This is a genomic window from Paenibacillus sp. J53TS2 (genome assembly GCF_018403305.1).
Lineage (GTDB): Bacteria > Bacillota > Bacilli > Paenibacillales > Paenibacillaceae > Fontibacillus > Fontibacillus rhizolycopersici.
The window spans coordinates 128500-142946 of record NZ_BOSK01000007.1 but is presented as its reverse complement, the minus strand read 5'-3'; the positions used below and the strand labels follow the sequence as shown (position 1 = coordinate 142946).

The 14447-nt window shown below is 49.9% G+C and carries 9 protein-coding genes; 8 read left to right on the top strand and 1 reads right to left on the bottom strand.

The features are described from left to right. The first annotated feature begins 105 nt into the window (after positions 1-105). From KJS42_RS16355 to KJS42_RS16320, 8 genes are all read left to right on the top strand, one after another. Entirely contained in the window at positions 106-786 is a 681-nt protein-coding gene (locus tag KJS42_RS16355; RefSeq protein WP_213623474.1) for a 5-formyltetrahydrofolate cyclo-ligase, read from the top strand. Further along, positions 773-1237 carry a cyclic pyranopterin monophosphate synthase MoaC gene (gene moaC, locus KJS42_RS16350; RefSeq protein WP_213623473.1) on the top strand — a complete coding sequence of 155 codons (465 nt, stop codon included), beginning with the start codon at positions 773-775 and terminating at the stop codon, positions 1235-1237. The genes KJS42_RS16355 and moaC overlap by 14 nt, the downstream gene beginning before the upstream one ends. Before the next feature lie 135 nt (positions 1238-1372). Beyond that, positions 1373-1858: a MogA/MoaB family molybdenum cofactor biosynthesis protein gene (locus KJS42_RS16345; RefSeq protein ID WP_009226288.1), complete on the top strand. Its 486-nt coding sequence runs from the start codon at positions 1373-1375 to the stop codon at positions 1856-1858. A 160-nt stretch (positions 1859-2018) separates the two neighbouring features. Beyond that, on the top strand, positions 2019-2240 hold the full coding sequence (locus tag KJS42_RS16340; RefSeq protein ID WP_193415837.1) for a twin-arginine translocase TatA/TatE family subunit: 222 nt from the start codon (positions 2019-2021) through the stop codon (positions 2238-2240). 106 nt (positions 2241-2346) lie between these two features. Continuing rightward, entirely contained in the window at positions 2347-3105 is a 759-nt protein-coding gene (tatC, locus tag KJS42_RS16335) for a twin-arginine translocase subunit TatC (RefSeq protein WP_155606548.1), read from the top strand. A gap of 302 nt (positions 3106-3407) precedes the next feature. Further along, complete coding sequence (gene groES / locus KJS42_RS16330; protein WP_155606444.1) at positions 3408-3689, top strand: co-chaperone GroES; 282 nt, start codon at positions 3408-3410, stop codon at positions 3687-3689. A 60-nt stretch (positions 3690-3749) separates the two neighbouring features. Beyond that, positions 3750-5369: a chaperonin GroEL gene (gene groL, locus KJS42_RS16325; protein WP_193415549.1), complete on the top strand. Its 1620-nt coding sequence runs from the start codon at positions 3750-3752 to the stop codon at positions 5367-5369. Between the two features lie 366 nt (positions 5370-5735). Next, complete coding sequence (locus KJS42_RS16320; protein ID WP_213623472.1) at positions 5736-10580, top strand: S-layer homology domain-containing protein; 4845 nt, start codon at positions 5736-5738, stop codon at positions 10578-10580. A gap of 366 nt (positions 10581-10946) precedes the next feature. Here KJS42_RS16320 and KJS42_RS16315 read toward each other — a convergent pair whose 3' ends face one another. After that, on the bottom strand, positions 10947-14327 hold the full coding sequence (locus KJS42_RS16315) for an S-layer homology domain-containing protein (protein WP_213623471.1): 3381 nt from the start codon (positions 14325-14327) through the stop codon (positions 10947-10949). Between the last annotated feature and the right edge of the window lie 120 nt (positions 14328-14447).

Below are 14447 nucleotides of genomic sequence, written 5' to 3'. Positions count from 1 at the left end.
CATTTTCATATAACAATGATACACTAAGGGAGAGAACAGCCGGATCGGCTATGTTACTAGTGGAAGACCGGTCATCGTGTGACGGGAGCGGAAGGGGAGAACGGCATGGAGTTTATGGATGCCAAAAAAGAGCTGCGCCAGCGAATGCTGAAGGTTCGCGCCCAAATTCCGGAGGGATCTCGTTTGGAGCAATCTCTGGCCGCCGGCCGTATAGCCGAACGTGAGGTGCTAAGCCCCCTGCGGGCGCGGCGAGGCGGGAAGCTGAACTTGTTCTGCTACGTGGCTTTCCGAGATGAACCGGATACTTGGCCATTGCTGGCTAACGGCCTGGCCCAGGGGGACCGGTTGCTCACGCCGAGGATCGGACCGGAGCGCAGCCTTTCCTTGCACGAGATTTCCGGGACGGAGGACCTCGTTCCCGGTACCTGGGGGATCCGGGAGCCCGCGGGGCATACGGCCGTTTGGCCTCCTGAGCGCTATCCCGAAATCGACGTCATTGTCGTTCCGGGGCTGGCCTTTGATCTAAACGGGGGGCGGATCGGATTTGGAGCAGGGTATTACGATCGCCTAATCGATGAGTTGAGCCGCCTGAGTGGCGGTACCGATCAGGTCGTCCTGGCTGCCCTCGTCCTTCAGGAGTTGATCCTGCCGGAGGGGGCAATCCCGATGGAACCGCATGATTTCCGGCTAGACCTGTTGTTAACGGCAAAAGAAACGATATATATGAAGGAAAGTAGTGATAAGCTTGACAACCTCGGAATCGGGTCAAGGAATGACGCATTTTAACGAACAAGGCCGAGCCCGTATGGTGGACATTTCCGGGAAATCGGCGACCGTTCGCGTGGCCGTGGCGGAGACGAAGGTCACCATGCTGCCGTCAACCCTTGAGGCCATTAAAGAAGGGCGGGTCGGCAAAGGCGATGTGCTAGCCGTGGCCCAGGTTGCGGGAATCCAAGGAGCTAAACGAACCTCCGATTGGATTCCGATGTGCCATCCGCTGGCGTTGACGGGCGTTAACATCACGTTTGGCGACAACGGACAGGACGAGCTATTCATCGAGGCGACAGTGAAGACAGAAGGCAAAACGGGCGTTGAAATGGAGGCGCTCACCGCGGTGTCCGCCGCCGCGCTGACCGTGTACGACATGTGCAAGGCGTTGCAAAAGGACATGGTGATTGGTCCGACGCAGCTGCGGTCGAAGTCGGGCGGCAAAAGCGGGGATTACGTGCGTTCATGACATTTGCGGCGGCTACTAGATTTTGATATAGATATATAGATGGCAGTTTAAAGTTGATTTCAGCATGAATCGACATGATCCGGCATTACGTTGGACTCCGCAGGGAGTTCCTATATGGATGAGGAGGGTGACTTCATGGTTTGGAAAACAGCGATCCTTACCGCCAGCGACAAAGGAGCCAGGGGAGAACGTGAAGATACGAGCGCCCAAGTAATCCGTGAGCTGGTGGAGGAGGAATTGGGCGGCGAAATCGTGGAATACCGGATCGTCCCCGATGAACCGGATGAAATTATCGCCGCATTGATTGAAATGACCGATTATTTTCACGCCGATTTGGTGTTAACTACGGGGGGGACGGAGCTAGCGATTCGTGACGTGACACCGGAAGCGACCCGCCGAGTCATCGAACGCGAAGTGCCGGGCATGGCGGAGGCGATGCGGTACCGGTTGATGCAGAAGAACCCTGCAGCCATGCTATTTCGGGGGATCGTGGGCATTCGTGGACGTACGCTGATCGTGAATTTGCCGGGAACACCTAAAGGCGTGCACGAAAATTTGGCGGCGATCATGGACCAGCTGCCGGAAGCGTTACTGATGGTCACGGGACAATTTCGTTTATAATGAACCTTCATTATCGGGCCTTATTCTCTGTTTCTTTGTTAAGTTGTGAAATAAATAGACTGTAACTGTGATATTCATTATGGTATGATGTGGGCGAGTGAATGTATCGGTTCGGATGATCGCTGTCTATTTATTTGCCGTAACGAAAGGAGAATCAACCATGGGCGCAGGCGGATTTTTGTTGATCGTCATCGCGGCGTTGCTGCTGTTTGGTCCGAATAAATTGCCTGATCTGGGGCGGGCTGTTGGCCGCACGTTTCGTGAATTCAAAGAGGCAACCCGGGATATCGTAGACGATCAACCGGAAGTCAGAAGAACGGAAACTGCACCGCAACCGCAGGTAGAAGGCCCCAAACCGGACGACCGCCGTCTTCCTGAATAAACGGAAACGGTAGATCCAGTTACATAGGCGTAACCTGATCCCTTCCTTCGCGGAGGGATTTTGTTTGAGATTTGAAGGGAAGCTTGATGGGGAAGGAGAACAGGAGATGTCGGAGAAAGACAATGCGCAAAGTCTCGTGGATCATTTGACGGAGTTGCGGCGGCGATTAGTGGTTGTTGGCGTCGTGTTCGTCGCGGTGCTGGTGGCGGCCTTTTTCGTGGTCGATCCGATTTACCACTATGTGACGAAGAACGCCATTTCCGGCGTGGCCATCGAACTCAACGCTTTTTCGTTCTGGGACGGCGTTGGCGTTTACATGAAAATCGCCATGCTGGTCGCACTCGGGATTACACTGCCGTTTACGCTTTATCAGGTTTGGGCGTTTGTGAGCCCCGGTCTGAAGGCCCAGGAACGTAAAGCGACCGCAAGGTATATTCCGTACGTGTTCGTCTTCTTCCTAGCGGGCTTGGCTTTCGGGTATTACGTGGTATTCCCGCTGGCCATGACGTTTACGGGCTCGTTGAACAAGCAGTTGGGACTTGTCGAGACCTACGGGATGGCCGACTATTTCAAGTTTCTGACCAATATCGTGCTGCCGATTTCGTTATTGTTCGAGCTGCCGCTGGTCATTTTGTTTCTGACGCAGCTGCGAATATTGAACCCGCTTCGGCTTAAGAAGATGCGCCGGGCAGCGTATTTCGCGCTGGTGGTCGTGTCGGTGATGATTACGCCGGCGGATTTCTTTTCTGCCTTCCTGGTGCTCGTCCCACTGGTCCTGCTTTATGAGCTCAGCGTGTTCCTGTCCAAGCGGGTATATGCAAAGCAGCAAGCGGCGGATGCGGAACGGGCGGAAAAGTATAAATGAGGGGGAACGCACCTTCGCGTAAGCGGGGTGCGTTTTTCTTTTGCCCGCTGGACCTGGGCTTGGTTGGGTGAAGGGGCCCTGTCCGTGACCAGCGGAATATTTATCCAAGTGCAAGGATAAAATGGGAAGGGCGTGGGTGAAGCCCTATGAAACAAAGAAAAAAATTTGTACAAAGGAACTTGAAATCTACTCGCAACTTGAGTAATATAAAAGTGGTTGTTAGCACTTGAGTAGATCGAGTGCTAATACATATGACAAACATCTACCCATAACACCACATATTTAAAGGAGGCTGTTTTTTCATGATCAAACCTTTAGGTGAACGCGTTCTCGTGCAACCGATCGAGCAAGAGGAGACAACGGCATTTGGTATCGTGCTTCCAGACACGGCCAAAGAGAAACCGCAGGAAGGTAAAGTCATCGCTGTTGGCAGCGGTACTTTGAAAGATGGCGTCCGCGTTCCATTGGAAGTAAAGGAAGGCGACCGCGTTCTTTTCTCCAAATATGCAGGCACCGAAGTGAAATACGAAGGCAAAGAATATTTGATTATGAAAGAAAGCGACATCCACGCGATCCTCGGCTAAACCGCCGAAGGGTATCGAACGAACAATCCTACACACATCTATATGGGAGGTAATTGAACAATGGCAAAAGACATTAAATTCAGTGAAGAAGCCCGCCACGCTATGCTTCGCGGGGTTGACGCTTTGGCAAACGCAGTTAAAGTAACACTCGGTCCGAAAGGCCGCAACGTCGTGCTGGAGAAGAAATTCGGCAGCCCGCTGATCACGAATGACGGTGTAACGATCGCGAAAGAAATCGAATTGGAGAACGCTTTTGAAAACATGGGCGCCCAGCTCGTTAAAGAAGTAGCAACGAAAACCAACGACGTAGCCGGTGACGGTACGACGACGGCAACGGTTCTGGCGCAAGCGCTGATCCGCGAAGGTTTGAAGAACGTGACTGCAGGTGCTAGCCCAATCGGCCTGCGCAAAGGGATCGACAAAGCGGTTCGCGCTGCAGTGGCTGAACTGAAAGACATCTCCAAAGCCATCGAAGGCAAGCAATCGATCGCTCAAGTTGCCGCGATCTCTGCTGCGGACGAAGAAGTCGGCGAATTGATCGCTGAAGCGATGGAGAAAGTCGGCAAGGACGGCGTTATCACTGTTGAAGAATCCCGTGGTTTTGCCACCGAGCTCGAAGTGGTTGAAGGGATGCAATTCGACCGCGGTTATGTATCTCCTTACATGATTACCGATACGGACAAAATGGAAGCCGTACTCGATAACCCATATATCCTGATCACCGACAAGAAGATCAGCAGCACGCAAGAAATCCTGCCGCTTCTGGAGAAGATCGTCCAACAATCCAGACCGCTGCTTATCATTGCTGAAGATATCGAGGGCGAAGCGCAAGCGATGCTGATCGTGAACAAACTGCGCGGCACGTTCAACGCGGTAGCAGTTAAGGCTCCTGGCTTCGGCGACCGTCGCGAAGCAATGCTTCAAGATATCGCGGCTCTGACCGGCGGCCAAGTGATCACCGAGAAGCTCGGCCTTGACCTGAAGAGCACAACGGTGGATCAACTGGGTAACGCACGTCAAGTGATCGTTACGAAAGAAAACACAACGATCGTGGACGGCAGCGGTGACAAAGGCGACATTACGGCTCGCGTGAACCAAATCCGTGCTCAACTGGAAGAAACCACTTCCGAGTTCGACAAAGAGAAACTGCAAGAACGTCTGGCTAAACTGGCTGGCGGCGTAGCGGTTATCAAAGTTGGTGCGGCAACCGAGACTGAATTGAAAGAACGCAAACTGCGCATCGAAGACGCGCTGAACGCAACGCGTGCAGCCGTTGAAGAAGGTATCGTATCCGGCGGCGGCGTTGCCCTCGTGAACGTATATGGCGCTGTAGCTGCGGTTGAAGCAACCGGCGACGAAAAAACCGGCGTTAACATCGTGCTTCGTGCCCTGGAAGAACCGGTACGCACGATCGCTGCAAACGCTGGCGAAGAAGGCTCCGTTATCGTGGATCGCCTGAAAAAAGAAAAAGTTGGCGTCGGCTACAATGCCGCTACCGGCGAATGGGTGAACATGATCGAAGCAGGGATCGTTGACCCAGCGAAAGTTACTCGTTCCGCATTGCAACATGCAGCATCCGTTGCTGGCTTGTTCCTGACCACCGAAGCGGTGATCGCCGACAAACCAGAACCGGAAAAACCAGCTATGCCTGACATGGGCGGCATGGGCGGCATGATGTAAGAAGTACATCAGCAAATTTATATTAGGTTTAGAGGACCCCGAGAGGGGGCCTCTACTAATTGCGGCGTAGGGGTGTGAGCCCTTGCGCCGCTATTTTTGTTGAATATGGAAATTCCTCTACGTAGACAGCAAAACCTTATATCGAATTAATAATAGGCTTTTCACGAGTTCGATTCGAACTTTGTGAGAAGCCTCTTTTTTCAATGTCTTAGCTGAGAGTATTTTTACTACAAAAATGGATTGCAAATACGAACTTAAAGTTTTCTTTACATTGAACAGATGGGTCGATCTACCATGATATAGTAGAGGATATTTTATAGAATCCTGTATGTTTCTGAAGGTGTAGGTTAAGAAGGGGGAACCGTTTTGAAGAAGATCGTGGTAGTATTGTTGGCTTTGATTGTATGCGCACAAACCTTCGCTCCTGGTACAAGATCGTTCGCATCACCCATAGAGGGGATTGTGATGACTTTATCTACGAACGAGTCCGAAGTTGCTTCGGGTGAAGAATTCAGCTATCTCATTAACTATTCTGCCTCATCAACGATAGGCAACTATACGGATCCTAGAATTTCACTTATTGTCCCGGAAGGGGTAACGTACACGGGGAAAACAGACAGTTCGAATACGACGAGTACAGTTACCGACTCAACTTATTTTCCGGGAAGAAAGGAGGTCACGTTTCAATTTAGAAACGGAGTTCTGCCTGCAGGTACAACTGGCCAACTTGTTGTAAAAGGGAAGTTTGAGAATTACGTTACGCCCGATAGCACAGCGGTGACCGCGCAAGCCGTATTTACGGCAACTGAAAACGGCACTCCAGTTTCAATGGAATCTAATGTAGCGACGGTGACCTCCCAAGGATCCGCACCTTGGAGTATTAGCATCGAAAGAACTTTTCCAATTCCCGATCCTTATAAAGGTTCCAATGTGCATTATGAAATAGTCGTGAAACCCGATATTGGAAACGGGAACGGATTGCTAGACATAAGAGATATCGTCGTTACAGCAAGTTTAGATAACGGTGCAGTCTTCATTAGTGCTGACAATGGCGGAACTCTCGGTGCAGGTAATACCGTATTCTGGAATTTAATCGACGGCCTTCGGGATGAAAAGAAGCTCAAGCTTGTCGTCAATTATCCTGGATCCCTGGACGCGACAGTAGTATCTTTAGATGCAGATATGACTGCTACGCCTCTTGGTAAAACTCCAGTGACAATAAGTGCCAATTACACGCATGGTTTCGAAACATCGCCAGTTGATGGAAAAACTTCGTTTCATCTCACTACCAACGATCTAGAAAGATCACCTGGCCAAACCATAACGCTGAATCTCTCTGGCTTATCCAACAAAGCAAATCTCCCGCTGGATTATGGAGTATTGGAGTTCATGATGCCTACTCAAACGTTGCAGGGGACACCAACTAGACTGGAACTGCAGTCGTTCACATCAGCCCTTTTCTCAGGTATATCGGATTATGACTTGTATTATACGTTACATGAAAACCCTGCAGCGGGTGATTGGTATCTCTGGGAGAAGCGAGATGCAAGCACTTCCAATACTTATGACGCGACAGCACTTGGAAATATCAAAGGCATACAGGCTAGATTCGGGAATTTACCAGTTGAATGGAGCCAAAAGAGCAATTTTGTGTTTACGTATTTGGTTGATTCAGATTTTCCTGTGCCCGCAAATTCAAGCGAGACCATTGAATGGAAGCCTGTATTTTATTATGTCTTTAACGGAGATGAAAAGACATCATATAATACTAGCTCGACCAGCCTCGTAAACCCTCGTCCGCTGCTTGAGCTGCAGAATGCGGTTAGTCAAACAAGCGCAGTTCCTGGCGATACGGTCACTTATACCCTATCGGTTAAGAATGACGCTCAGCGAAGCTCTAAGAGGTTGGATAACCCTGTCATCTATAATATGTTGCCAGCCGAGTTGGAATACGCGCCAGATTCGTGGAGGATTGTTAAACCAGCAGGTCTTTCACTTGATCCAACGTTCACAGCAGAGCCTCAACCTTCGGGTGAAACGAAATTGACCTGGAGCTGGGATGATAGTAACCCGGGAGGACTGCTCATCGGCGAAACTGTAAATATCCAGTTTAATGCGAAGATAAAGTCGGGAACAGCAGCCCAGATCGTAAAGAATACGTTTGGTGTAGCTTCACGAGATTACTTGAATGACGTTAAGTATAGTAATCGCAAAATACCTGCTAATACACCTGCGGATGGGATTTACCGTGTTGAAGAAACGAGCAGCATGACCGTGACCCCAAGCACCGCTCTTCAATCTCGGATGTGGGTAAAGGGAGAGCTCGATGCAAGCTGGACGGAAACGTCGGGAACAACGACTCCCGGCGGACAAGCGTTGTACCGTTTGGAAATCGAAAATATCGGCAATGTCGCAATGAAGGAGCTCACCATCGTCAATCCGTTCCCGCGCATTGGCGATGCTGCTGTTCTTAATGGTAGTATCCCGCGTGGAAGCACGTGGGGTCCCGTGCTTATGGGAGCGGTCACTGCACCAGATTTTGTAACGGTGTACTACTCGACAACGTCTGGCATCATGATGGATACGACTACAGGAGCGGATAATGGCATCTGGACAGCGAGTCTTCCTGCTGATCCGACATCGGTAACGGCCATCAAGATGAAATTTGATCCCGATTATGTGATCGATCCCCTGAATAGGACGACTTTGGAATGGGCGATGAGAGCGCCAGTCGGGGCGCCAACCAGCGGCGAGATCGCTTGGAATTCATTTGCTTATCACATGAAAAATGTATCAGGGCAGTCCCTTTTACCGGCAGAGCCTAATAAGGTCGGAATGAAAACTATGAGCTCGTCGAAAGCATCGATCGGGGATCTCGTCTGGAACGATGTGAATGAGAACGGGTTGCGGGATGCAGGAGAGACAGGGCTGAATGGCGTTACAGTCGAGCTGTACGATGAACATGAAATCAAGCTGGCAGAAACAATTACAGCGAATGATTTCTCTGGACAGGCGGGTGCTTACTTATTCCCGAATCTCGACCCAGGTCATTATCAAGTTCACTTTGAATTGCCGGCTGGATACGGATTTGCGGTGAAAACGGCAGGTGCTGATCGGGAAATTGATTCCGATGCCGATCCAGCAACCGGGAAGACATCGGTGTTTTCACTGGCGACTGGGGAAGTGAACCAAGCGGTTGATGCAGGGATCATTAAACTACCGCTAAATGTAACTGCTTCGGCAGCAACGCTGGCACCTGTTGCAGGTGCAGACAATACCGTGACGCTAAACGTGTACGATGCGCTCGGGAATATGGACACGAATTTCAACGGGGCGCGTAACGTAACAATCTCTGGCGTAGAGCTAGCACCTAACGGATCATATGGCAGCTTTAATGGAACGAAGTTAAGTAGTGCATCACAGACGATCAGCGTAAGCTTCACTAATGGCGTGGCTACGCCAGTCTTGGTTCTACACATGGCTGACGAGCAGAACATTGGATTCAGCATTACTGGGGTAGTGACCCCTGAGACGAACACGCTTACGGTTACGCCAAGCGTGGGCAGCGTGTCGGCGATGAAACTTACGCAGGATATTACAGCGCCTGCGTCGAATGGCGGGCAGTTCTCACAGCAGCCGAAGGTGGCGCTTGTCGATGCATACGGGAACATCAGAACTGGGGATAACAACACCCCAGTAACCGTGGTAAAGAAAGATACGGGCGATTGGACGCTGACGGGTACGACTACCGTAACCGCAAGTGCAGGTGTAGCGACATTCAGTGATCTGGGAGCAACGAATGCGTCACAGGTAACAGGTGCTCGGTTGGCATTCCAGACTGACACATTGCCGGAAATTACGAGTGGAGCGGTTACGTTGCCTGGGTCATCTCCGCAATCGCCCCCAAGCGGTGACAACGTGGTGGTACCACAAGTGCCGAGTATGCCTACTCGTTCAACAACGGAAGTGGTAGTACTTGTTAACGGCAAGCCAGAGAACGCTGGAATTGCATCTACCACTGTGCAGAATGGTCGTAAGATCATGACGGTAGCACTTAACCCGAAGAAGCTAGGAGATCGCCTTCAGGCGGAAGGTAATCGTCCTGTCATTACCGTTCCGTTTAGCGATCCCTCTGCTGTGGCGATTGGTGTACTGAATGGACAGATGATTAAGGATATGGAAGTCAAGCAGGGGACAATTGAGATTCGTACAGAGAAGGCGTCTTACACACTTCCTGCACTGCAAATTCATATTGATGCCATCTCTGAGCAGATCGGACGAGACGTGGAACTTCAGGATATTCGAATTGAAATTGAAATATCCGAACCTACAGAGGAACAATTGAAGATCGTGGAGAATGCGGTAAATCAGGGAGAGTACACACTCGTACTGCCTCCGTTGAACTTCTCAGTCAGGGGCAGTTACGATAATGCGACCGTTGATGTTTCCAAGTTTAGCGCTTATGTAAAGAGAACGTTAGCCATTCCAGATGGTGTTGACCCGGATAAGATCACAACAGGGGTTGTGATTGATCCGGATGGAACGGTTCGACATGTCCCTACCATAATCGAACGAATAAACGGCAAGTATTATGCAACGATTCATAGTTTGACAAACAGCATATACGCTCTCATCTCGAATCCAGTGGCGTTCAAGGATGTAGCTGGTCATTGGTCAGAGAAAGCTGTGAATGAAATGGGATCACGTTTGGTGGTTAGTGGAATCGGTGCTGATCTGTACAATCCGAATCAAGCGATCTCTCGTGCAGAGTTTGCGGCGATTGTTGTACGAGCAATGGGGCTCAAAGAGAATAGAGGGGTAACGCCTTTCTCTGATGTACGTTCATCGGATTGGTATAGTGGTGCAGTGTTAACGGCTCTTGATTACGAACTGATCAGTGGTTACGTGGACGGAACCTTCCGTCCACACCAGCAAATCACACGTGAGCAAGCGATGGCCGTGGTCGCAAGAGCGATGGAAGTGACAGGACTTAGCGATCAACTTTCTGCTCGGGATTCGAACAAGCTGCTGCAATCCTTTGACGATGCGAAACAAGTGTCGTTGTGGGCGAGGGACAGTGTTGCAGCTGTGTTGCAGGCTGAAATCATTACAGGTAAAGGCGGCTCACAGCTTGCATCGCAGGCATTCATCACACGAGCAGAAGTAGCGCTCATCATTCAACGACTTCTTCAGAAGTCTGAGTTAATCTAGTATTTGACATCAGCCACTTTCCTTGACGGTGCATGGGTACCGCAAACGAAAGTGGCTTTTTTGTAATAATGTCTCTGGTGGTTTCGCCGCTACTCTTTGGCGAAGTACGTAATGATACCAGCGTATAAGCTGTAAGACCCACTAACGAGCCTCAACCGAAAGAAACGACAGAAAAATGCGGCGCAGGGGTGTGAGCCCTTGCGCCGCATTTATGTTACATGAACAGGCTTCGTGTAGTGCTTGTCATCCTCGATGATTTGTGGCGCTTGCTAAGCAAAACTTCTCCCAATCCCATCATGCTGAGCTGATCCTCGGAAATCCACTCCCACAAATCTGTACAGATAGTTCGATTTCCTACGCCTTTTCTTATTGTAAGTTTTCAAGAATGTGATTGATCGCGACTTGAAGCTCAACAATGGTCCAAACGCGTCCTACATCCTTTTTAAGCTCGTCAGTGATGGCCATGTAATTGTCGCCATTGACGCCCCACACGCCAATCATGCTGAGCTGGTCGTCGGTAACCAGCTCCCAATTTCCAGAATCCGATGCCTTATTGATATCTTCAAGTGAAATTTGAATCGAATCTATAATTGCGTTGATATCGCCTCGAAGCTCAGTGGAAGTCCTAGCCCCTGTGTAGCCGTACTCAAGTGCGATCATGATACTAATGAGGTTCTCTTGTGTAACGCGGTTCATTCCAGCTTTATTAAAGGTTTCTACCGCGATGCCGGTCCAATCGCCAGAGCCCATTGAAGAATTAATTAAAGCCAGGGATAGAATTGAATCGACAATGGCTTGAAGCTCCGCAACCGTCCATGATGCATTATTGTCTTCGTCCAGCGCATCCTTAACAGCTTCAAGGTTAGACGACGTAACACCAGTTACACCTGCAGTGGTAAAGGTATCAGCGCTAATGTCTGCCCAGATCTTCGTAGCTGCAGCTTCATTAATCGCGTTTAGCGCTGCTAGCTTGTTAGGCTCATTGTTCACAGCATCAACCATATCCTGGAGCTCACTAACGGTCCAAGTAGTACTGTCTTCTGCTTTAATTGCATCTATAACAGCAGCTAGGTTAGACGACGTAACCCCTGTTACACCTGCAGCAGTAAACGTATCCGCAGTAATCCCTGTCCATGTGCCCGATTCCGATGCTTCATTGATTAAATCTAGTGGCGAAGTCGACCATTCGACCACATGGAAGGTCTGACTGGCGGATACCGAGCCTACGAATATCGTGAAGGTATAATCTTTGCCTTCCTCCGGTCCGGACGGATTCAACGTGATCGGCAGCGAGAAAGTACCGGGCTCTCCGGCAGGTGCCCTGCCCAACGCTCCGACGGAGATACTGGCCGAAGAAGGGTTAAGAACAGTACCCACTCCGGATGACAAGGGATATAGCAGCATATGGCCGTATTGATCATAGAGATCGAAGTTCATATGATAAGTACGCGACCAATCCGCTCGGGACACTTCTTGCCCGTCTATGCCGCGGAGTGAACCTCTGAACTCTGCTTTTGAGGTAAGGGGAGCAGTTCCGAGTCTGAAATCTTTAGTGGCTGTGAGTTGGTTATCCGTAGTTCTTACTGTAATCGGAATAATGGAAATACCCGTTTGCAAGGACTGGGACGAAGTATCCACAACAACAATCGGTCGCCCCGCTGCAATTTCAACGGGAACAGTACTGCTTACTTCAAATCCGGACAGATTTGGCATCGACTCACCGTACTGATTTTTAGCCACCACCTCAACGCCGATCTGAGTCCCTTTGGCAACCGTATCCGAAGAATTAGCAAAAGTAATATAAATCATTTTCTCGTTCTCTACAGCTAGCTCCTTTGAACCGATGACTGTTGACGAATTGGTGTAGCTTGCGGTCACGCTGTATGTTCCCTCCGTCAATTTCTCAGCGAGGGTCAAGGTATAGACTTTCGTCTCATGATCTGGGACGGCTTGAAATGCTATAGGAGAGCCATTCTTTGAGACGGATAGACGAATCGATGCTGGGTCGATGCTCTTATTGAACTTCACTTCAATCTTCTTTGCACCTACTGCCTTTGCCTGCACGATGGAGAGAGTCGTATTCGTAGCAGGCGTCGTGGGAGTAGGAGTAGCATTAGGAATAGGAGTAACCGTTACAGGCGGATTGCTGGGGCTAATTGCCGATAATAAGGATGCCCTTTCTAATGGAGTGAGCTTCATAATGCCGTTCGTGTCGACGAAACCCAACTGATTGCCCGATGAATTTCCACCGACGGAGAGGTTCCCGATCAAACCGCCACTTGTGATCGTGTTATTGTTCCCGGAAACAATAATATTGCTGGAATTGCCTCCAACACTCAATTGTGCTGAGTTCCCAAGAAGGTTAACGCTCCCTGCGAAATCCTTTATCCCGATACTCGAATTGCTTCCGGAATCCGTAAGGCTGCCAACTCCCCCACCTACATTCAATTGTGAGTTGCCCCCGGAAATCACAAGGGTATTGACTGACCCTGTTACATTCAGTTGCGTATTGTTTCCCGTATTAGTCGCATTGAGTACATTACCGATTACTGAAGTTGTTGTATTGTTTCCTGCACTCGTTACATCAGGTAGACTTGACATATACAAAGTGTATGCTAGTAAATCTTCTTGGTATTGACGTATTTGATCAAAATACTCATTCCAAACAGCAGATTTCGAGCCCACAGGAGGCGCTGTAGGCGCTATAGGCCTTTGAGTGGCCGCTAATACTTTGACTCCCGGCTGCTTAGCGATTTGTGGTGCAACTGCAGCCTTCGCTTGAGTAGCCGTTGTTGATTCTATAGTTGTGTTGCTGTACGTAATAATATGATCTATCTGACTCTGATCATCTATGGCCACTCTCACATCGCCAGAGGACTTATTCACTTCAATCTCACCAAGCGTCGATTCCACGATATAGATCGAATGGGTGCCCCCACCGCGGATGAAAGTGTCTCCATCTACTTTAACGTCCAGAATCATCGCTTCGCCTTCGCCAATTCCCTCGCCGAAGGTCAAATCTCCTTTAATGGTCACGTTCCTTAGCGACACACCGCTAGCATTGAGAAGAACGTCGCCGATGATCGTCTCATGTCCGGTTGCAGGTCCGTATAGGCCTGCCTGATCATAGGCTGCTGCGACTTTGACGCCCAGCGCGCGATCAAACATAACGATCGTCTCCGCACGTGTCAAGGCTTTATCGAATCCGATCGTACCGTTGTTATAACCGCCATATATCCCTTTCGCAACGACTGCGCCAATACTAGGCTTGCTCCAAGCGGGGATTCGAGCAGCGTCCGCAAATTTGCTCAGATCGGCACCCGCAGACGTGTCCAGCTTCAGCAGCTTGGCGAGCATCACAGCCGCTTCCTGGCGTGTAACCTTATTGCCCGTTCTCATCGTGCCATCGCTATAGCCGCTAATATACCCCGCATGCTTAGCGATCGCGACCTGCTCATATTCCCATCTAGTCGAATCCACATCTTTAACGGTTACTTCTGCCATGTCAGTAAGCCCAAAAGAGCGGTTCACTAGAGCCATGAATTCTGCTCTTGTAATGGTGCCGTCCGGCTTGAATGAACCATCCCCATAACCCTGTATCAGACCTTTGCCGATCCAATTCTCAAGCTGTTTCTCCGCCCAATGCCCTTGGACGTCTGATGTGGCACCCTTACTTGCTGCATAGGCAGCAGGGAAGGGCAGGCTCAGCAGAAGTGTTAACAATATACAAAGCACTCGCACTTTCATAACATTTCCCCCTATAGAATGATGAATGATGTCGAAAATCCCTCCCTGCATTTTATCATTTAGAGTTTGTCATCAACGAAACCTAAAGAAATCTTTAAATTAGCGTTCGAGATTGAACTG

Coding starts and splice junctions, on each gene's coding strand:
- KJS42_RS16355 (WP_213623474.1), top strand. CDS start 106: ATGGAGTTTATGGATGCCAAAAAAGAGCTGCGCCAGCGAATGCTGAAG.
- KJS42_RS16345 (WP_009226288.1), top strand. CDS start 1,373: ATGGTTTGGAAAACAGCGATCCTTACCGCCAGCGACAAAGGAGCCAGG.
- groES (WP_155606444.1), top strand. CDS start 3,408: ATGATCAAACCTTTAGGTGAACGCGTTCTCGTGCAACCGATCGAGCAA.
- KJS42_RS16340 (WP_193415837.1), top strand. CDS start 2,019: ATGGGCGCAGGCGGATTTTTGTTGATCGTCATCGCGGCGTTGCTGCTG.
- groL (WP_193415549.1), top strand. CDS start 3,750: ATGGCAAAAGACATTAAATTCAGTGAAGAAGCCCGCCACGCTATGCTT.
- KJS42_RS16315 (WP_213623471.1), bottom strand. CDS start 14,327: ATGAAAGTGCGAGTGCTTTGTATATTGTTAACACTTCTGCTGAGCCTG.
- moaC (WP_213623473.1), top strand. CDS start 773: ATGACGCATTTTAACGAACAAGGCCGAGCCCGTATGGTGGACATTTCC.
- tatC (WP_155606548.1), top strand. CDS start 2,347: ATGTCGGAGAAAGACAATGCGCAAAGTCTCGTGGATCATTTGACGGAG.